The following is a 19,180-nucleotide window of genomic DNA, read 5'->3' as shown; positions in this document are numbered from 1 at the left end:
GTGCTCCTCAGGCGGCGCGGGTCTGCTGACCGACGCTTCCGCGCAGCGGCACCACCTCACCCGAGAGCGGCTGCCCCATCGACACGAAGGTGTGCAGCTCGTAGGCGAAGGCGTCGAGCTTGGAGAGGATCACGCGGTTGGCGCGGGTGAGCCAGTTGTAGCCCATCACCGCGGGGATCGCGACCGCGAGGCCGAGGCCGGTCATGATCAGCGCCTCGCCTACCGGGCCGGCCACCTTGTCGAGCGTGCCCGCGCCGCTCATGCCGATCGCCACCAGCGCGTGGTACACGCCCCACACCGTGCCAAAGAGGCCAACGAAGGGCGCCGTGGCGCCGACGGTGGCCAGCATGGCCAGGCCGTTTTCCAGGCGCGTGGTTTCTTCGTCGAGCACCTTCTTGATCGTGCGGGTGACGAAGTCGCCGGCCGAGCCGGCTTCCTCGAGCTTGGCGGCGCCGTACTTGGCGTGGTGCGCGCGGGCGCTCATCGCGTGGCTGGTGAGGTGCGAGAACGGGTCGTTGGCACCATGCGTCACGATCTCGGAGGCCACCGCGTCGAGCGAGCTCGCATTCCAGAAGAAGGAGAGAAACGCTTCGCTGCGTTTCTTGCGCGCGAGCAGGGTCAGGCCCTTGATCGCGATGATGGCCCACGAGACCACCGACATCAGCACGAGGATCGCGAGCAAGGTCTTGCCGACCACATCGCTCTGCGAGATGAAATGGGCAAAGCCCAGCGAGCTGTCAGCTGCGTTCACGGTCACTTCTCCAGTTCGAAAGGAATCGGGATGCGCGCCCAGCCCGCGGTGGGCGCGCCATTGAAGAGGTAGGGCTTGAAGCGGGCGCCGCGCACCGCAACCACCGCCGCTTCGTCCAGGCGCGGAAAGCCGGACGACTTCTCGACGACCACCTGGCGCGGCATGCCGCCCTCGTCGATGTAGACACGCACCATCACCAGGCCGGTCTCGCCCATGCGGATCGACATGCGCGGGTATTCGCCCACCGGGCGCACGAGGTACTGCACCGCTTCGGCCGGAATGATCTTGGGTGGGGGCGGCGGAGCCGGTGGGGCGGGCGGCGCGGTCGGGGCTTCGGCCACCACCGGCGCCGGCGGCACCGGCACCTCGGGCGCGGGTGCCGCCTCGAACGGCGCCGGCGCGGGCGAGGGCGCCGTGGTGATCAGCGGGGGCTCGGGCCGCTTGAGCACCGGCTTCAGCGGCGGCGGCGGAGGGGGCGCCGGCACGGGCGGTGCGGGCGGGGCCAGCAGGTCCACGAAGATGGGCGCGGCTTCGAGCACCGAGGCGCGCACCGCGGGCACCTGCAGGATGCCGTAGATGCCCATCACATGGACCGCGGCAATCGCCGCCACGACCGCGCGGTACTGCGCGCGGCTCAGGCCATCACGTCGCTGCACGGGCACGCGCCGCGCCGCCAGCGCGAGCGGATCGGGCAATGCATCGGGTGCAGCGGTGAGGGGCATGGAACACGACGGCGAAGAGCGGCTGCCGAGGCAGCGATGCGCGCCAGTGTATCACTAATGAGAACGATTCGTATTTGAGTTACCGGCACTGGGCTCGGCAGAAGGCACGGCCGCCGCTATGCTCCGGCCCCATGGTCAAGATCATTGTTCGCTGGCTGCTCCTCGCCGCAGCCTTGCTGCTGGTGGCCCATGTCTACACCGGCGTCACCGTCACGAGCTTCACGGCCGCCCTAATTGCCGCGCTGGTGCTGGGCCTGCTCAACGCGTTGCTGCGCCCGCTGCTGGTGCTGCTGACGCTGCCGGTGACGGTGATCACGCTCGGCCTCTTCCTCTTCGTGATCAACGCGCTGATGTTCTATTTCGCGGCCGAGCTCCTCTCGGGCTTGGCCGTGAGGAGCTTCGGTGCGGCGCTCATCGGATCGCTGATCTACAGCCTGTGCGGCATGGTGATCGACACGGCGATGGAGCGCCTGTTCAAGAGTTAGCCCCCAAGGGACGCCACCCGGCGGCCCGGCGAAGCCGGCTCCGTGGGTGTTGCTCGAATGGGCAGCTCGCTACGCTTGCTGCGTTGCGGCTTCTTTCAGCATCGCCTTGATGCCGCGGATGGCCTGGCGGATGCGCGACTCGTTTTCGATCAACGCGAACCGGACATGGTCGTCACCGTGGTCGCCGAAGCCGATGCCCGGTGACACGCTGACCTTGGCTTTTTCCAGCAGCAGCTTGGCGAATTCGAGCGAACCCATCGCCCGGTAGCGCTCGGGGATCCGGGCCCAGATGTACATCGAGGCCTTGGGGCATTCGACGTCCCAGCCGGCCTCGCGCAGGCCCTTCACCAGCACGTCGCGGCGCTTCTGGTATTGCAGCGCGATGTCTTTCACACAACTCTGGTCGCCTTCCATCGCGGCGATGGCGGCCACCTGGAGTGGGGTGAAGGTGCCGTAGTCGTGGTAGCTCTTGATGCGCGCGAGCGCGGCCACGAGATCGCGGTTGCCGACCATGAAGGCGATGCGCCAGCCGGCCATGTTGTAGCTCTTGCTCAGGGTGAAGAACTCGACCGCGATGTCTTTCGCGCCCGGCACCTGCATGATCGACGGCGCCTTCCAGCCGTCGAACACGATGTCGGCGTAGGCCAGGTCGTGCACGACGAAGATGTCGTGCTTCTTCGCCAGCGCCACCACCCGCTCGAAGAAGTCGGATTCGACGCACTGCGCGGTCGGGTTCGACGGGAAGCCCAGCACCATCATCTTGGGCTTGGGGTAGCTGCCGCGGATCGCCCGCTCGAGCTCCGGCGAAGAAGTCGACCCCCGGCACCAGCGGCACCGAGCGGATGTCGGCACCAGCGATCACCGCGCCGTAGATGTGGATGGGGTAGCTCGGGTCGGGCACGAGCACGGTGTCGCCGCGGTCGAGCGTGGCGAGCATCAGGTGCGCGAGGCCCTCCTTCGAGCCGATCGTCACGATGGCCTCGTGGTCGGCGTCGATCTCCACGCCATAGCGGTCGCGGTACCAGTGCGAGATCGCACGGCGCAGCCGCGGGATACCCTTGCTGGCCGAGTAGCCATGGGTGTCGGGCCGCTGCGCGACCTCGGCGAGCTTGTCGACGATGTGCTGCGGCGTGGCCCCGTCGGGGTTGCCCATGCTCATGTCGATGATGTCTTCACCTCGGCGGCGCGCGGCGAGCTTGAGCTCGGCCGTGATGTTGAAGACGTAGGGGGAAGGCGATCGATGCGCGCAAAGCGGCGCTTGCCTGAGACAGACATTGGATTGGCTTTCACGTGAGCGCCCGGAACCGTCCGAGCGACGTGCCCCGCGATGTGGCGAGGCCCGCGGATATTAGCCTGAAGCTAACGCGAGAGCTGCGCCGTCTTCACGCCCGCACCGCGCACCTCGAAGCGCACGCGCTGGATTTCACGGCCGTCGCGGCCGAGGAGCTGCAGCTCGTGGCGGCCCGGCCACGGCGCCCAGCTCAAGCGCGTGCCTTCGCCCACGCGCTTGCCGTCGAGCACCCAGGTGCCGCGTTCGCCTTCGAAGTGGATGCGCTGTGCGCGTGGCGGCATGTCGGGGTCGATCGCGAAGAGGCTGCCGTCGCGCGGGCTCGTGATGCCGTAGCGCTGCCGTGCCTGCATCTGGTGGCTCGCCTGCCAGCGCGACTGCGTCGTGCCGGCAAGAAAGAGCTCCTCGCGCGCAGGCTCGGCATTGCCGGCGAGCTGCACCCGCTCCTGCACGACACCCTTGGGCACCGCCGGCCGCTTCGACACACGCCCGTCGTGCAGGTGCCGCACCAGCGCCTGCCAGATCGGCGCGGCGCCGCTCACGCCGCTCACATGGTGCATGGCCTCGCCGCTCGCGTTGCCCACCCACACGCCCACGGTGTAGCGGTCGGTGTAGCCGATGCACCAGTTGTCGCGCATGTCCTTGCTGGTGCCGGTCTTCACCGCGGCGAAGCCGGGGGTGACGAGGGCGCTGTCGAGGCCGAAGGTCAGGGCACGGGCTGCGTTGTCGGCCAGGATGTCGGTGACGAGGTAGGTGGCTGCGGCATCTGCAACCTGGCGCGGCCTGGGGGTCGGCGTCTGCAGCGCGATCGGTGCGTAGGCACCGCCGTTCGCCAGGCTGCGGTAGGCGTTGGTCAAGGCCAGCAGCGTCACGTCGGCACCGCCGAGCGCCAGCGCATGGCCGTAGAAGCCGGCGGATTCGGGGAGTGCGAAACCCAGCGCGTTGAGACGGGCCAGCACCGCATCGGGCCCGAGCATCGCCCCCAGGCGCACCGCCGGCACGTTGAGGCTGTTGCCGAGCGCGGTGCGGGCGCTGACCCAGCCCTTGAAGCTCTTGTCGTAGTTCTGCGGCAGGTAGAGCCCGCTGGCGGTGGCCAGCTGCGCCGGCGAGTCGTCGAGCAGGCTCGCGGGCGTGATCAGGCGGCGCTCGAAGGCGAGGCCGTAGAGGAAGGGCTTGAGCGTCGAGCCGGCCTGGCGCCGTGCCACCACGCCGTCGACCTCGGCCGCCTCCGACAGGCCGCCGCTGCTGCCCACCCAGGCGAGCACCTCGCCGCTCAGGTTGTCGAGCACCAGCACCGCGCCATCTTCGACGTTGCGCCCGCTCAGCTCGGCGAGGTGCCGTCGCAGCGTGGCGATGGCGACACGCTGCAGCCGCGCGTCGAGCGTGGTGCGCACGACGGGCGGGTGCAAGGTGATCTGGCGCGCAAAGTGCGGCGCGAGCTGCTCGCCGAGCACCATGCCTCCCCGTTTGCGGAACGCACTGTGCGCCAGTGCCACCACCCCCGTGCAGTCGATCTTTTGCTGCTGCAGCACACCGCAGGCGCGGCGCGCGGCGATGTCGGCCTCGGCATTCGGGCTGCGCAGCAAGGCGGCGGCGAGCGCGGCCTCCTGGGCGTCGAGGCCGCTCGGGTGTTTGCCGAACAAGGTCTGCGACAAGGCGGCCACACCGACCAGCTCGCCGCGGAAGGCGACACGGTTGAGATACGCCTCCAGGATCTCGCTCTTCTTCCAGCGCGCTTCGAGCCGCGAGGCGGTGACGGCCTGGCCGAGCTTCTGCGCCACGCTGCGCCCGCCTGTCGGGCGGGCCAGGTCGTCGTCGAGCAGGCCGGCGAGCTGCATCGTCAGCGTCGAGGCGCCGCGGGTGCGGGTGTTCCACACGTTCGCCCAGGCGCTCTGCGCCACCGCACTCCAGTCCACACCGCTGTGCTGGTAGAAGCGCTGGTCTTCGCTCAACACGATGGCGTGCAGCAGCGCCGGTGAGATGTCGGTGAGCGGCACCCACGGCAGGCGGCGCACGCTCTTGTCGACGCGCACCGTCTGGATCGGGGTGCCGTGGCGGTCGACGAGTGTCACGTCCGACGGCTTGTGCGCCGCCTTCACCTCGCCGAAGCTCGGCACTGCGTGCGCGGCCCCGGCCCACAGGCCGCAGGCCAGCAGCAGCGCGGCGGCTCTCACGGCGCCACCTCCAGCGCCGCGTTCGGCAGCTCGCCGAAGCTCTCGGGCGCGTACATCGCCTCCACGCGCGAGGGTGGCAGCGAGAACTTGCCACCGTTGTTGAGCCGCACGGTGTACTCGATCACATGCTTGCCCTTGGGCAGGTAGTCGAAATAACTGCGGAAGGCCTCGAAGCTGCGCTCCTCGAAGGCCGGCCAGGCGGTGCCGCTTCGTTTCTCGCCGGAGGTGGCGATGGTCGAGTCACGCCCGAGGCCCGAGCCCAGCAGCGTGGCGCCACCGGGCACCGGGTCGCTCACCACCACCCAGGTCATGTCGCTCTGCGCGTCGACCTCCAGGCGCACGCGCATCACGTCGCCGCGCGACCACTTCGATTTGTCTTTCTGCTCGACCGCGCTCACGCTGCGGGTGATGCTGTAGCCGGCGCGCAGCGGCGCTTTCAGCGGGATGGCGGCAAGGCTTTGCACCGTGAGCCAGGGCTTGCCGCTGCCTTGCTGCGCGACGTGGAGCGTGCCGGGCCTCTCGGGCCAGGCGAGCAGCGCCGCACCGCCCTCGGGCTGGCGGGCCCAGTCGATGCTCGCCGGCTTGCTGCCTTCCACGCTGGCGATCGTGCTGCCGGCGATCTTCACCGACTCGAACTTCGTGGCGAACTTGTCGAGCGCGAGCGACCCCCACAGGTTGGCCGTGGTGGTGAGCCACGCGCCCCCGCGCTGGCGGCCAAGGCTGCCGACCACCATGCGCGGCAGGTCGTCCTTCCAGCCCGGTTCGTCGAGCACCGCGAGGATGAGCCGCGCCGCGTTGGCGTCGGCGCTGTCCATCAGCCACCACCAGAAGTCACCCTCCTCGTTGCTGAAGCGCAGCGTGGTGCCCGCGTAGGTGAGGCGGCCACGCAGGATCTGCTGCGCCTCTTCCAGCAGCTTGGCTTGCTCGGGGATGCCCTTCACACGCTGCAGGATGTTGAGCCAGTCGATCACCGCGGCGGTGGGCCACAGGTTGGGCGTGAGGTTGATCGAGCCCAGCATCTTCGGCTGCGCGCGCCCGTGGCGCGACAACGCTTCGAGGGCGGCAAGCTTGCGCACGTCCAGGTCGGCGCGGGGCGACCAGAACTTGCGCTCGATGCGGCCTTCGACAAACGCGGTGAGCCCGTCCAGCATCAGCGCCTGGGCCGACGAGGGTAGCTCGAAGCCCGCCTCGTGCGTGGCGGCGATCAGGTAGGCGGTGAGGCGGTCGCTGCCGCGGGGACCGTCGTCCGCGCGCGGTGGGAAGTAGCTCGCGAGGCCGTCGCTGTCGAGGTAGGTCGGCAGCGTGTTGGCGACGGTGGCCCACAGCTTGGCGTCTTTCAGGCCAATCGCCTTCGAGGCCTTCTGCTCCAGGCAGATGAAGGGGTAGGTCTCGAAGTAGCGGCGGATGCCGGGCAGCGCGCCAGTGAGCCGGGGCTGCACCGCGACGTTGAGACCGCCGCGTTTGACGCCGCTCTCCGGCAGCGCATCGGCCGGTGCCGCCACCGGCATCGAGACCGGCCCATCGAGCTGCTGCAGCGTCGCCTGCAGCACACGCACCGGCACCGCGGCGCTGACGAGCTGCGTGACCCTGACCCGGTCGCGGGCCTTGTCGCCGCCGAGTCCGTCGGCCGTCGCCTCCCACGCGATGCTCAGCGCCTCGGGCGGCACCGCCACCCCCCAGCTCAGCTCTTTGGCGCTGCCGGCGGGAATGACCACCTCCTGGGGTGCCAGCGCGATCGGCGTGCGGGCGATGTCGTCGCCGACGCGGGCGGTGCCCTGCAGCGTGGCCCGCACTTTCATCTCGCGCGACGTGGTGTTGCGCAGCGTCAGGATCGCGCTGAACTGGTCACCCTCGCGCACCAGCGGCGGCAGGCCGGGCAGCAGCTGCAGGTCCTGCGTGACGCGGATGCTGGCGCTGCCGGTGCCGAACTGCTGCACGCCGGCATCGGCAATCGCCACCAGCGAGAAACTGGTCAGCGAGTCGTTGATCGGCACCTCGATCACCGCCTCGCCGTTGCCGTCGAGCACCACACGGTCTTTCCAGAGCAGCAGGGTGTCGAAGAGCTCGCGCGTCGGGTTCTTGCCGCCGCCGCCACCCGCGGCCACGGCTTTGCGGCCGTAGTGGCGGCGGCCGATGATCTCGCTCTGGCCTGTGGCCGTCTCCACGCCCCAGGCACGCTGCTGGATCAGCGCGTGCAGCAGGTCCCACGAGTCGTTGGGCTTCAAAGCCAGCAGGCCTTCGTCGACCGCGGCGAAGGCGACCTCGGCGCCGGCGAGCGGCTTGCCGTCCTTCACCACCTTCACGCGGGCCATCGCCTTCTGACGGACGGTGTACTGCGGCTTGTCGGGCGTGACCGTCACCTGCAGCTTGTGCGCCGCGATGCCCACGTCAAGCGCCGCCACCCCGAGCTTGAACGCCGGCTTGGAGAGGTCGACCATCGCGGTGGGCGCCTGGTACTCGCGCCCTTCGTACCAGAACGACCGCACCCAGTTGATCGGCTCCTTCCAGCCCCAGGTGAAGAACGAGTACCACGGCACCTCTCGGATGCGCCCGCGCAGCGCGAGCACGCTCACGTAGACGTTGGGGCCCCAGGTCTTGTCGATCTTCAGCTCCACCGTCGGGTCATCGCCGCGCAGCGTCACGACCTGCGTCGAAAGCACGCCTTCGCGCTCCACGCTCACGAGCGCCGTCGCTTCGCGGAAGGGCATGCGCACCTGCAGCCGGGCGGTCTCGCCAGGCTGGTAGCTCTTCTTCTCGGGCAGGACGTCGATGCGGTCGTCGTTGTCTTGCGCGAACCAGAGCTCGCCTTGCCGGGTGACCCACACGGAGCTGGCGGCCTGGGCCAGGTGCCCGTTGCCGTCTTTCGCCTGCGCGATCAGTTCGACCTGGCCGGCGCTGTCGAGCGCGGCGTCGCACAGCACGAGGCCGCGATCGTCGCTGCTGCCGCTGCACAGCACGCCCAGGTCTTTCACCTCGGTGCGGTTGTCGTAGGCGTAGAAGCCACCCACCATGCGCTTGCGGGTGCTGATCACCTGCGCAAGCCGGCCGCGCACCTCGACCTTCTGGCCCTTGATCGGCTTGCCCGACGTGTCGAGCGCCAGCGCCTGGAACAACACCCGCCCACGGTTGCTGGCCCACGAGCCGGTCTTCAGGCCCAGCACCACCGCGCTCGGCCACAGCGCGACGCGGGTCGAGGCGGTCTGCACCTCGCCATTGGGGTCATTGAAGGTCAGCTCGGTCACCAGCTCACTGGCGCGCGTGATGGGCGGCAGCTCCTTCAGCGTGACGGTGGCCGCGCCATTGCGGTCGGTCGTCAGCGGCAGCTTGTCGGCAACGAGCCGGCCTTGTTCGAGGCGCGGTTCCTCGTCGTCGCGGTTCGTCTCGCGCGGCGGCTCGAAGCTGAACTCGTCGTAGCCCGGCATGCCGCTGCTGCGCGGGCGCAGCAGGGCGGTGAGCCGCGCCGGGGCCTGACCCATGCCGCCGCCGGAGAAGTAGTTGAGCTGCACGCCGATCGGCAGCTCCTTCGGCGCCACCGCCACCGTCTTGGGCCCGCTCACGCGGGCATCGACCAGCGGCAGGCGGAACTCTTCGACGCGGAAGCTGCCGCTCGTCCACACGCGGCGCGTGGTGTCGTCCTTCACGTTCTCGCGTTCGAGCACGACCTCGTAGACGCCGAGCTTCGCGGCGGCAGGGATGTTCCAGCTGCTGCTCGCGCTGCGGGCGCCGTTCCAGCGCAAGGGCTGCACGAACTCCTGGCCGCTGCCCTGGTGCACGATCTTCAGGCGGGTCGGCAGCTCGGCGGGCGGCAGCATGGCCAGGCCGGCCGAGGTCTCGCGGCGCATGAAGTGCTTCATCGACACCGTCTCGCCGGCGCGCAACAGCGTGCGGTCGAACACGGTGTGAGCCCGCTGGTCGGGCTGCGGGTCCAGGCTGGTCGGGTGGTTGAAGCGCCACGGCTCCACGCCCTTTTGCCAGCTGCTGAAGACAAACGCGAGGTCGGTCGCGCCTTTGGCGTTGGGCTTGCGGGCGGTGACGAAGAAGTCGCCGGAGCCATCGGTGTCGCAGCCGGTGTTGTGCTGCACGATCGGCTGCCCGATGCGCGCCAGGCCCTCGGCGTCGGTGCGGCCGCTCCACACCCGTGCGCCGGTGCAGCTGTAGACCGCGACCTCGGCCTCGGGCACCGGCCTGCCGCGGTCGAGCGTGGTCACGAAGACGAGGCTGTTCTCGCGGCCGAGCTTGAAGTGCACGCCGAGGTTGGTCACCAGCACCCCGGTGCGCACGTACATCGGCGCCTTCTTGTCGAGCAGCGATTCACCCAGGCGCTGAGACTCGACTTCGACCACGTGGTAGCCAGGCTCGGGCAACGGAATGCCCACCACCTCGAAGGGGCGCGGGTCGCCCCCTTGCAGCTTGGGCAGATCGAGCCGCTTCACGTCGGGCGCTTTCGACAGCAGCGATTCCTCGCGGCTTTGCCGTTCGCGCTGATGGGCGTTGTCGAGCCGGAGGTACCAGCTGCGGATCTCGGCGTCGTTGCGCAGCGTCTTGATGCGCAACGAACCCGACGCCGCACCGGGCCGCAGGTCGCCCTGCACGTGGCGCAGCGTCACCGGCAGCATGGACTCGGCCTCGTGCTCGATCACACCGAAAGGCGCAGCGGCGAACTTCGCGATCGGCGGCGCATCGCCGGTGGCCACCTTGAGCGGAAAGCTGCCCGCGTTGGCCAGCGTGCGGCCGGCCGCGTCTTTGACCTCGCGCGGCAGCTCGACCATGAAGCTGGCCGCCTCGGGCAAGGGCGAGGGAAAGCGGACCTCGCTCACCTCCACCGAGGTGTCGTCCTTGTCGAACTGCGGCTTGAGCGCCGCGCCCGAGGCGGGCTTCAGGCGCACCGCTTCGGCGGTGGCGCGCGGCACCGGCGACGAGAAGCGAAGCGACATCGGCCGGATCGGCAGGCAGGGCGCCTCGGCCCGCTCGCGTTCGCAGCTGAACTCGGCCGTGAAGGGCTTGCGCACACGGAAGCTGTAGCGCTGCTCGGTGCGCGTGACCACCTGCGGGTTGGCGAGCGACGCGATGCCCGCACCCCACACCAGGCGCACCGGGGTGTCGACCGGAAGCGGGCGCTGGCAGGCGAGGAGCAGCCAGCGCGCGGCGTCTTTCTGCAGGCGGCGCGCTTTCAGCACCTCGTCGCGCGCGGTGCCGGTGATGATGCGCACGGGCACACGCTCGCCGATGCCTTCGATCTCGCAGCGGGCGTGGGCGAGGACCGACGACTCGACCACGGGGCCGGTGAGGCGCAGCAGGAAGTGCTGGTCTTCCTCGATCTGCGCGCCGGCATACGGCTGCGTCGCGCTGACCGCAGGCCCGCCGGTGCTGAAGCTGTAGTTCGTGCTGCCGGTGAGCGTGCCCTTCAGCGGCTTCCACTCGCTGCGGGCTTTCAGCGTGCAGCGTGTGCCGGGCGGCACCGGCTCCTGGAAGTCGTAGAGCCACACCCGCTCGTCCGACCAGCGGCCGGCGCCCTTGGGCACCGGGCCTTCGCAGGCGAGGTTGAAGGGGTCGGGTTGCCGCAGGTCGCCAAAAGGCACCACGGCTTCGGAGAATTTGACGACGACCTGGCGCACCTGCGCCACGTCGCCCTGCGGGGTCACGCCCGTGACGCTGGCCGCCTGGGCCGCGACGGCCAGGCCGCCGGTGAGCAGCGCCACGCAGGCGCGACGGGTGGCGATCTTCAAGCGGTGCATGCCGTGTCTCCAGGCCTCCTTGGAAGGCGGCAAGGATAAGGGCTCGGCGTGCGATCAGCCTTCGCGCTGGCGGTCTTCGGCTTCGCGGCGGCGCGCCTGCGCTTCGATCTCTTTGAGGCGTGCGTCGATCACCGAGGCTTCGATGAAGTCGACGCTGCGGCTGGTGCGCGCAAGACGCTGGCCGGCGCGCAGGCGGTCGACCCCGCCGATGAGGTCGCCGAGCGCGATGCGCGACTCGGCTTCGGCACGCAGCGCACGCAGCGGTTGGTCGAGCTTTTCCCAGGCGCGGCCGAGCTGCGACCAGACGGTGGCGTCTTGTGGGTGCAGCGTGGTCCAGGTCTGCAGCTCCTCGGCGGCGCGCTGCAAGGTGGGCTTGTCGCGCGCCATCGCGACCTGCGCCGAGAGCAGCATCACCGCACGCGACGAGGGCTGGCCGTCGGCCTTGGCGAAGGGCTTGAGGGCCTCGCCGGCACGCTCGGTGTCGCCGCGGGCGAGCAGCGACTGGGCCTGCAGCAAGGCGACGTCACGCTGTGCCCGCGCATCGCCACGGGCGGCTCCTTGGGCCAGCTGCAGGGCGGTGTCTGCACGCGACCAGTCGCGCAGCAAGGTCGACGCCAGCGCACTGGCGTAGCCGGCCATCAGGCGCTCGGCCGCAGGTGCACCAGCGGGCGCGTCGAGCGCCTGCCAGCGGCGCAGGGACTCGATGCGCGCGTCCATCAGCACCCGGGCGCGCGCCTGCGCCGCCGTGTGGGCGAGCACGCCAACCGGTGCGGCGGCGGACGTGGCACCCAGGCGCGAACGTGCTTCGCCGATGCGCTCGGCATTCAGCGGGTGGGTGCGCAGATAGGGAAAGCCGCCGCTGTCGTTGAGGCGCGAGTTGTGCTCGAGCTTCTCGAACATCGCCGCCATGCCGCCGGGCGCGAAGCCGGCTTGCGTGAGCACGCTGAAGCCGATGCGGTCGGCCTCGCGCTCGGCGTCGCGCGAGAAGTTGAGCTGGCCCTGCACGGCCACCGCCTGGCCGCCGGTGATGAGTGCGTTGGCGCCGTCCATGCGGGTGCTGCGGCTGGCGGCGATCATGCCGAGGATGATGCCGGCCAGCCCGATCAGCGACTGGCGCGCGCTGTTGGCCATGCTGCGCGCGATGTGGCGCTGCGTGACGTGGGTGAGCTCGTGCGCGAGCACCGAGGCCAGTTCGTCGCGCGTGGAGGTCATCGCGATCAGACCCAGGTGCACGCCGACGTAGCCGCCCGGCAGCGCGAAGGCGTTGACGCTGCGGTCGCGCACGAGGAAGGCTTCCCAGGCGAAGCGCTGTTCGAGGTCGGGCCCGATGTCGCCGCGCTGGCGGGCGGCGGTGACCAGCGGGTCCCACAGCGACTGCAAGTATTCGAGCAGCACCGGGTCGTCGAGGTAGTCGGGGTCGCGGCGGATGTCGCGCATGATCTGGTCGCCCAGGCGGCGCTCGCTGCCCACGCTCAGGTCGTCGGAGGCCGTCTCGCCGAGCGCCGGCAGGCGGCTTTGCGCCACCACCGAGGGCGCCGCAGGCACGAGCAGGCTCACGGCACACACGGCAGCCAGCAGGCGCACCACGGGACGGCGGGAAAAGGCGGAGTTCAGCAAATCAGGCGAGGCTGGCGGGGTGCAGGTTGGAGCACGGCACGGCGCGAAGGTTCGACCGGCTCGCGACTATCATGCCAGCGCCACGTTGCTCCTCTGTTTCCCGACCATGTCCGCACCTGTGCCTTCTCCGTCGACCTCGCCGCTCACGCATTTCGATGCGCAAGGGCAGGCGCACATGGTCGACGTGTCGGGCAAGGCCGAGACACACCGCATCGCGCGGGCCAGCGGCGTGATCCGCATGCTGCCGGCGACGCTGGCGATCATCCAGTCGGGCAGCGCGAAGAAGGGCGACGTGCTCGGCATCGCGCGCATCGCGGCGATCCAGGCGAGCAAGCGCACGGCGGAGTTGATTCCGCTGTGCCACCCGTTGCCGATCACGAAGGTGGCGGTGGAGTTCGAGGTGGACGCGTCGGCTTCTCTCGTCCGCTGCACCGCGCAGGTGGAAACACTGGGCCGCACGGGTGTCGAGATGGAGGCCCTGACCGCAGTGCAGGTGGGGCTGCTCACCATCTACGACATGTGCAAGGCGGCGGATCGCGGCATGGTGATGGGCGAGATCCGCGTGCTGGAGAAGCACGGGGGCAAGTCGGGCGACTGGAGCGCCGACCTCAGCGCAGCTTGAAGTCCTGGTAGGTGAACTGGCGGGTCGCCGGTTTGCACTGGAAGGGCTCGGGCGTACCAGCCGTCTTGGCCTTGTCGCATTCCGCAAAAAACTCTGCCGAGTCGGGGTTTCGGAACTCGCGCAGCCGGTCGGCGATGTAGCGCGCGCGTTCGATGTCACCCTTCTCCGCATACGCCTTGGCCCAGGCCATCATCAGGCGGGTGTCGAGCAACAGGTGCGGCGCGCGGCGGAAGGCCTTCCACGCGGTCGACGGGTGAGTCGCGACGGTCGCGGCAGCGTAGTCGGCGTGGTGGGCGAAGAAGACGCTCTTCTGGCCCTGGGCAATGCGGTAGGACAGCGGGGTGGTGTCGTCATCGTCGACGGCAAAGATCTTCGTGACCTTCAGGTAGTCGAAGACCGAGAAGACGGTGCCGGCGACCAGCAGCAGGGAGGCGACGACGAGCGCCTGCCGAAGCCGCGGCGAAGCGGGTGCCGCCTCGACGGCCGCGTCTTGCGGTGTCGAATGTCCGAGACAGATGCCGAGTGCAAAGGCGGTGGGCAGCAGGAAGTACGCGTACCACAGCGGGTACTCGAGCATGCTGTGCACGACCATCATCAGCACCATCACGAAGGCGGTGCGGACCATGGTGCTGTGCGGCTGCGGCGTGATGCGGCAGGCGACGAACGCCTTCCACAGCGACCAGGCCAGCAACGCCAGCGCCAGCGTTCCCAGCGGGATGCCGAGTTCGACCAGCAGGTTGAGCGGGAGGTTGTGGGTGTGGTCGAAGAAGGCGACTGGGCGGTTGGGGAAGGGCGTCAACGACCAGGCGAAGTTGAATTCGCCCCAGCCGACGCCGAGCCAGGGGTTCTGCTTGATGAGGTCGATCGTGTTGGACCAGATGGCGAAGCGGGAGCTGGAGAGGTCGGACTTTTGCAGTTGCGCGTCGCCGATGAATCCCGCACCGGCCGCCCGACTCCACTCGGACATGCCAAGCCAGCACAGCCCATAAATCAAAGGGGCCGCCCAGAGCAGCATGCGGGTAAAGCGAGAGAGGTTCCGGTCCAGCACACCCCACAAGGCAAGCAAGAAGACACAGACGGTGCCCGTGCGAGACACCGTCAGCACATCTCCGAAGATCAGGCCAATCAAGGAAACTGCCGTCACGCATCGAACGGCAAGCACACGCTGGCGGTCATTTGACTTTTCTACCAGCGTGTCATGAAGCCACACCAACGCCGCTAGTGACCACAAGAGCAGGCTGCTCAGATGATTCGGCTGCCGCAGATTTCCGCCCGCCCGCCCCTGCGCACCAGCGCGTGCGATCCAATCACCTTCGATTGACGTAGGTGCAAAAACCTGAACCACCGCCACAGGCAGATTGACCAAACCCGCTAGCAGCAGTCCGACGCACAGCGCCTGAAATGCTCGATGTCCGCGCATCGCGCCTGTTAACGCTGCCAGGCAGCCACCAAAAATCAAGCCGAGAGCACTGAGCGCCAAGGACGACGGCAGCCGATGAAGCAGCAGAGACCCGCCAACCCCGAGAGCCACCAGGAAAAACGCGAGTGCCAGCGGCAGAACTTGGGACCAACTACGTTCACCATCTGCCTTGCTCAGGCACAAGGCCGTGAGCGCGAGCAGCCAACCCCATCCACCGAGAGACAGGGCCTGATTAAGAAATGTGGCAGAAGGTGAGACGTTGTAGGCCAGCCAAGCTGGGCCGCAAATGGCCAACATGGCCGAGGCTGCCAAGAAGAGAGAAGTTGGTGAGGTCGGACTTAGAGGAGCTGCGTTCGTTTGCATCCCACGATTCTCACCTCACCGCATTCAGTGCCTCAAAAGAAGCCATCGAGCGGTAGATAGCCGCTGACATCACCCTTCGGGCTCAAGAGCACCACCCAGTCGCGACGAGCGACCAAAGGGAGAAAGCGAGCCTGGTCGACAGACATGCCCGCCGACCTGATTGCCTGGTTGATCGTCTGCGTTTCCGAGGGATACCGCTGCAACAACGCGCTCACCGGCCTCGATCGGGCCAGAGCTGCGGTACGCGACAGTTCATAGGGTTGCCAGAAAAGCGGACGTTGGGCGACATCAACACCGCCGATGCCGAGGAAGAGCGCATCTGTGCGTTCGCTTCCTGCTTTTGGAGCACGGGCGCCAAGGAGCCAGGGACCAGTCAGTGGCAATGATCGAAAGGCCGGCGGGGCCAAGTGCAACTCGGCGAGGTGCACATCGACAGCCTTGATCACGCGGAAGCGATCGGTCTCGAACACCATCGCCACCGGCCTCACCTCATACACCGTGTGCACGCCATAGGCGAGTGCCGCGGTCTGCAAGGCCCCGATCACGGCCAAATCCCGCCGCAGGTGGCGCCATCCCTTTGCCGTATCGAATACGGCCAACGTGAGAAGAGGCCCGAGCACAAGGTCCACGGTGACCACCAGGACGAACAGGCCTTGACCACCTGACACCACCCGATAGGGCCATGGATACCAAAGTGCAAACACCATCGCGGCGGCCAAGGCAGCCACGACCATGCTGATGAGCAGGTGAATGCCAGCGGCGCGCAGGCGAGGCCGCAGATTGAGCTGGGGCTTTTGGATGTTCATAGGCAATGAATCGGTTTCGTGCGCTGGATCAGCACCTGACGCTAGGTCCGCACCCACCGTTTTGCAAATCCGCGCAGGCCCGGATGCTAAGGTCGATTCATCCCAGTACGGGCAACGTGACAGCGGTCTGGCAACCGCAACTCCGGCCGCACATCAACGGCATTCAGAAGGAGCGTACTTTGCTGGCAGCGAGCCAAGTGTCCGATTGCCCAAACCGCGCGCCGTGGCCGTGTTGGCAGACTCACTTGCGCATGCCCAATCGAGCGCACCTTCCATCAAAGCCGTTGGAACGGCGCCCTGGAGATTTGGAGAAAGAACAATCGTGTTCTGGTGCAACCCCGTTGGAATTCCATTCCCAATAGTTGCGGCAATGGAGATGACGACGGGCCACGGCGTTGCTGCGCCGGTCACGACGATGTCATCAACATATTTGGAGCGCTTTTGGGCAACTGGGATGCCGTTGTAGACCGTCGCTGCGCTATCGAGCCCGGAAACGCCATTCATCTGAAAAGCTTCGCTCAACATGCTCTTCACAGGGGCCGCCGCCAGGGTCGCCTCGGACAGCTTCGCACGAATCGTGAAATCTTGGTAGGCCGGAACCGCCACGGCCGCCAAGATGCCGATGATCGCCACGACGATCATCAGCTCTATCAGGGTAAAACCGTCCTGACTGACGCATCGCATAGACAGCCTCCAACACTCCAGTTGCGCTTGTAGAAACGCCCGCTAGTGCGGGCGTTTCCAAAACACAATGCAAGCCGACCAACCGATAACTCAGCGGCACTCCGACGGAGCGTACTTGGCAATCAGCGTCCCTGCGACGATGTTGGTCAAGCCGCGAGCGGTCGCAACACCACTCGTTTCGCTGGCGCAGGCCCAGTCGATGGCACCAGCGACGCCAGCCACAGGAGCCGCATTGGCCACATTCGGCGTCAGCACGATCGTCTGGCCATTGATGGCGGCGGGCAAGCCGTTATTGGAAGCAGCCGTAGCCAAGATGGCCACACGCACATCAAAGGCGTTGGCGCCTGGGGCTGGACAGTTAGCACCTGCCGGCGGAACAGCACCCACACACACGTTAGACACATACTTCGAAGCCTTCTGCGCAAACGGCACATTATTGAATGCAGCGGCAGCTGCGGCCATCCCGGTCACAGAGTCGGACTGGAAGGCTTCGGCCATCAAGCTCTTCGCACTGCTTGCTGCGATGACAGCTTCCGAGATTTTCGCCCGAACGGTGTAGTCCTGATAAGCCGGCAGCGCAACCGCAGCCAAGATACCAATGATCGCCACAACGATCATCAGTTCGATAAGGGTGAAACCCTTTTGAATAGCACGCTTCATGGAGAGCTCCTGAAAGGAAATAGGGAGGGGGTGAGACACGGTTCTTCTGTTGCACCCTGCATGCCACCCTGAATCGGGGGAAAAAGCGTGGAATCCGCCCGCAGTTCTGACACAAAGGGTCACTGGGTGATGGAGTTCACGTTGCATGCCGACACAGATTGACGGAAATCGTCACTGAGGCGTCAGGCGAGGTCCAGCACCTGGCCGGCGCGCAAGGCGCTGAGACGGTGGGGGGTCGTCAACCGGCCGATCTCGGCCATGACGGCTTCGACCTCGCCAGGCTTGATGTGAGTGATGTGCACATTCACGCTGCCCTGCAGCTGGGCCAGTTCCAGACCGAGCTTGTGGGGATGCAGGTGTTGGCTCAAGCAGGCGACGTCACGTTCTTCGTCGCCGAAGGCCGTCTCGATGACCAGATGGGCCACCTTCATCGACGCCAGCCGGCGCCAAAGCGCCGGATTCGGGCCCGTGTCGCCGGTGAACACCCACCAGGCGTCTCGGCCCCGAAGGGCGAATCCCACCGCGGGCACGGTATGCGCCGCGCTCAGCACCTCGAAGGTCTTGCCGTTCAGCGTCAGCTCGTCGCCCATCTGAAACGGGATCATCTTCAGCACCGGCCGGTCGGCCTCGGGCAGCCGGGTGAAGTCGGGCCAGATGACGCCGTTGAAGATGTGGGTACGCAGGGCCTGCAGCGTCTCGGGCAGGGCGTGCACCTCGATCGGCCCGCGCCCTTGCGCTGCGCGCCGACGCATGACCGCGTCAGCAAGAAGCCCGATAGAGAGCACATGGTCCAGGTGGGAATGCGTGACCAGGATGTGGTCGATCTGCGCCAGCGCCTCCAGCGGCAGGTCGCCTACCCCCGTGCCAGCGTCGACCAGCACATCGTGGTCGACCAGGAAGGAGGTGGTTCGGCTGCCTTCGGCAATGGCGCCGGAGCAACCGAGGACGCGAATTTTCATGGATGAGAAGCCGGGCGAGAGCGCAGAGCCGCGCGCAACATGCGCGTGTCCTGGATGCTGCCGGCTGGAGACCCCTGCCGCAAGGTCGCAATGCGGCAATTCGCGGCCATTGGCGCCCGCCTCCAGCACGCCCTCGCGGGCCGCGTGAAAAGCGTCACGCCAGGGGTGGCGAGCGTCAGGCCTGGATGAACTGCATTTGCGTGCCGGCGGTTTCGATCACATCGCCGTTCTTCAGATGCAGGGTATCACCCACGAGCGGGTTGCCGTTGATGGTGGGACGGGTCGCGCCTTCCACGTGGGCAAACACATAGCCGCCCGGGCGCTTGGTGATCGAGGCCACCTGCACGCCAGGCTTGCCCACGGTCGTGACCACCTTGGTCAGGGCCACTTCACGGCCGGCCGCGGCCCCGTTCAAGACCTTGATCGTGCCGGGCACGACGCTCTGGCCCAGGCCGCCGAACCCGGAGTTGGTGCCCTGCGCCGAGGTGTGCGCGAAGCCATGGCTGTACGCCGCAGGGGCCGGGGCGCCCTGCTTCATGATCATGGTCTTCTCGTAGTCGGTGCCGTCGTCGACGAGGTACTTGATCTTGTACTTGCCGATCTCGACCGTGTCGTTGTGGGTCAAGAGCTGCTTCTTGACCGCCTTGCCGTTGATGTAGGTGCCGTTGGTGCTGTTGAGGTCTTCGATGAAGACGTCGGTGCCGACCATCTGCAGCACGGCGTGCTCGCCGCTCACCGCCAGGTTGTCGATCACGATGTCGTTGTACGGACGGCGGCCGAGGGTGGTCTTGTCCTTGGTGATCTGAACTTCCTTGATCACCACCCCGTCGAGCGATACGACCAGCTTGCCCATGCTTGACCTCTGTGTTTTGTCTGTCTCAGGCCCGATGGGCC

The 19,180-nt window shown here is 67.6% G+C and carries 13 protein-coding genes and 1 pseudogene; 2 read left to right on the top strand and 12 right to left on the bottom strand.

The window, feature by feature from the left end; translation table 11 throughout:
- Positions 1–7 precede the first annotated feature (7 nt).
- Entirely contained in the window at positions 8–751 is a 744-nt protein-coding gene (locus tag LRS03_RS18675) for a MotA/TolQ/ExbB proton channel family protein (RefSeq protein ID WP_374685067.1), read from the bottom strand.
- Between the two features lie 2 nt (positions 752–753).
- Positions 754–1,473: an energy transducer TonB gene (locus LRS03_RS18670; protein ID WP_257827371.1), complete on the bottom strand. Its 720-nt coding sequence runs from the start codon at positions 1,471–1,473 to the stop codon at positions 754–756.
- Positions 1,474–1,604: 131 nt separating this feature from the next.
- Here LRS03_RS18670 and LRS03_RS18665 point away from each other — a divergent pair, with 131 nt between their 5' ends.
- Positions 1,605–1,958, top strand: coding sequence for a phage holin family protein (locus tag LRS03_RS18665; RefSeq protein WP_257827369.1), 354 nt, complete (start codon positions 1,605–1,607; stop codon positions 1,956–1,958).
- Positions 1,959–2,027: 69 nt separating this feature from the next.
- Here the strand turns inward: LRS03_RS18665 and alaC are convergent.
- The 4 genes and pseudogenes from alaC to LRS03_RS18645 form a co-directional block, all read right to left on the bottom strand.
- Positions 2,028–3,233: pseudogene (alaC, locus tag LRS03_RS18660) on the bottom strand (alanine transaminase).
- An 84-nt stretch (positions 3,234–3,317) separates the two neighbouring features.
- Positions 3,318–5,420, bottom strand: a complete 2,103-nt coding sequence (gene pbpC / locus LRS03_RS18655; protein WP_257827367.1) for a penicillin-binding protein 1C — start codon at positions 5,418–5,420, stop codon at positions 3,318–3,320.
- Positions 5,417–11,155 (bottom strand): alpha-2-macroglobulin family protein, encoded by a 5,739-nt coding sequence (locus tag LRS03_RS18650; RefSeq protein ID WP_257827365.1) that lies wholly within the window; start codon positions 11,153–11,155, stop codon positions 5,417–5,419. The genes pbpC and LRS03_RS18650 overlap by 4 nt, the downstream gene beginning before the upstream one ends.
- 54 nt (positions 11,156–11,209) lie before the next feature.
- Positions 11,210–12,742, bottom strand: coding sequence for a M48 family metalloprotease (locus tag LRS03_RS18645; protein ID WP_308296448.1), 1,533 nt, complete (start codon positions 12,740–12,742; stop codon positions 11,210–11,212).
- Between the two features lie 136 nt (positions 12,743–12,878).
- On the opposite strand from LRS03_RS18645, the gene moaC reads away from it, so the two are divergent.
- Positions 12,879–13,394 (top strand): cyclic pyranopterin monophosphate synthase MoaC, encoded by a 516-nt coding sequence (gene moaC, locus LRS03_RS18640; protein WP_257827364.1) that lies wholly within the window; start codon positions 12,879–12,881, stop codon positions 13,392–13,394.
- On the opposite strand, the gene LRS03_RS18635 is transcribed toward moaC, so the two are convergent.
- The 6 genes from LRS03_RS18635 to LRS03_RS18605 form a co-directional block, all read right to left on the bottom strand.
- On the bottom strand, positions 13,381–15,177 hold the full coding sequence (locus LRS03_RS18635; RefSeq protein ID WP_257827363.1) for a PglL family O-oligosaccharyltransferase: 1,797 nt from the start codon (positions 15,175–15,177) through the stop codon (positions 13,381–13,383). The genes moaC and LRS03_RS18635 overlap by 14 nt on opposite strands.
- A gap of 32 nt (positions 15,178–15,209) precedes the next feature.
- Entirely contained in the window at positions 15,210–15,983 is a 774-nt protein-coding gene (gene tfpZ / locus LRS03_RS18630) for a TfpX/TfpZ family type IV pilin accessory protein (protein WP_257827362.1), read from the bottom strand.
- Positions 15,984–16,136: 153 nt separating this feature from the next.
- Entirely contained in the window at positions 16,137–16,625 is a 489-nt protein-coding gene (locus LRS03_RS18625) for a pilin (protein WP_374685066.1), read from the bottom strand.
- A gap of 132 nt (positions 16,626–16,757) precedes the next feature.
- Positions 16,758–17,327: a pilin gene (locus LRS03_RS18615; RefSeq protein ID WP_257827361.1), complete on the bottom strand. Its 570-nt coding sequence runs from the start codon at positions 17,325–17,327 to the stop codon at positions 16,758–16,760.
- A 182-nt stretch (positions 17,328–17,509) separates the two neighbouring features.
- Positions 17,510–18,286, bottom strand: coding sequence for an MBL fold metallo-hydrolase (locus tag LRS03_RS18610; RefSeq protein WP_257829603.1), 777 nt, complete (start codon positions 18,284–18,286; stop codon positions 17,510–17,512).
- Positions 18,287–18,461: 175 nt separating this feature from the next.
- Complete coding sequence (locus LRS03_RS18605; RefSeq protein WP_257827360.1) at positions 18,462–19,139, bottom strand: FHA domain-containing protein; 678 nt, start codon at positions 19,137–19,139, stop codon at positions 18,462–18,464.
- Between the last annotated feature and the right edge of the window lie 41 nt (positions 19,140–19,180).

It is taken from the genome of Rhizobacter sp. J219, assembly GCF_024700055.1.
Lineage (GTDB): Bacteria > Pseudomonadota > Gammaproteobacteria > Burkholderiales > Burkholderiaceae_C > Rhizobacter.
This window is presented reverse-complemented; position numbering and strand designations above follow the sequence as displayed.